Origin of the sequence: Candidatus Bealeia paramacronuclearis, assembly GCF_035607555.1 — a bacterium.
Taxonomy (GTDB): domain Bacteria; phylum Pseudomonadota; class Alphaproteobacteria; order UBA9655; family UBA9655; genus Bealeia; species Bealeia paramacronuclearis.
The window spans coordinates 1-982 of the sequence record NZ_JAVHWZ010000016.1 but is presented as its reverse complement, the minus strand read 5'-3'; the positions used below and the strand labels follow the sequence as shown (position 1 = coordinate 982).

The window sequence follows — 982 nt, the reverse complement described above, 5'->3', positions numbered from 1 at the left end:
GTCACAATCGATTCAAAACGCAACATTTGCGCAGCAACAATCCAATCTGATTCATCAGGCGGCAACGACTCAAGGCGTGAACCTAATTTATGCAGTTGACACCGCATCTGTTGGTGGAGCCACTGAGCAGGTCGCGCGTGCGCGTGTGATTTAATCAAATGGATCTTTTGGACGAGAGAGAAAGAGAAACAACGAGAGCAAGACTCCGAAGAGCAACCATTGCAACGGGGCTTGATTCTCAAAGAGAAGGACAAGACAAATGGCAGATCCCATAGGAATTAACTCACAGATCACGGATGCGGTGACGCAAACCAACGTGAAGGTGCTCGCGGAATCACCCGCCATGGCGATGTCGATGGTCTATCAAACATTGGCCCAGTCACTCAGTACCTCCATGCAAAACGCAACATTTGCTCAGCAACAGATGAATCAGATTGGTGCGGCAATTGCAACAGTCGGATCCACCAAGATTATGGACTTGATCAACAAATAATCAACGTTGTTTGATGAATTGTTTTGAAGGTTCCCAGGAGATAAGTAATGACAGAGACGACAACAAACGCATGGCCATTACCGCAAACATTGACTGGTGCGGATGATACCAAGAATCAGGCCACCATTTCTGGGGCACAAGGCGTCAACTTCATCAACGAGTCCGTTTTATCGCCCACGACATGGGTCGGACCTGGGAACGCCTATCAGGCCGTATCTCAATCAATGGCGCAATGGGTCCAGAGTGCCGCTCTTTTTGCGCAAAACACGCTGTCAATGACAACAGCCACGACGGCCGTGTTTGAGAAGAAAATCGCGGAAATTGTCGCGACAGAAGATCCTGTAGAGTCGGCTCCAAAAGTGGCGGCTCTCACCAGTGCCATGGCCGCATTTTTGACCGCTGCGCAAGGCACTGAGGCGATTGCAGTCAGTATTGGTCAAGATGCGAGTGCGATTTTGAATAGCTTTCCTCCGGGCCCGAACTCCAATC

The 982-nt window shown here is 49.8% G+C and carries 3 protein-coding genes; all 3 read left to right on the top strand.

Annotation, left to right across the window (positions count from 1 at the left end):
- Positions 1-10: 10 nt before the first annotated feature.
- Positions 11-154, top strand: coding sequence for a RebB family R body protein (locus tag Bealeia2_RS10445; protein ID WP_331256943.1), 144 nt, complete (start codon positions 11-13; stop codon positions 152-154).
- Between the two features lie 105 nt (positions 155-259).
- Positions 260-493, top strand: a complete 234-nt coding sequence (locus Bealeia2_RS10440; protein ID WP_331256856.1) for a RebB family R body protein — start codon at positions 260-262, stop codon at positions 491-493.
- Positions 494-540: 47 nt separating this feature from the next.
- Positions 541-982 (top strand): hypothetical protein (locus tag Bealeia2_RS10435; RefSeq protein ID WP_331256942.1); only part of this gene is annotated, 442 nt, incomplete at its 3' end.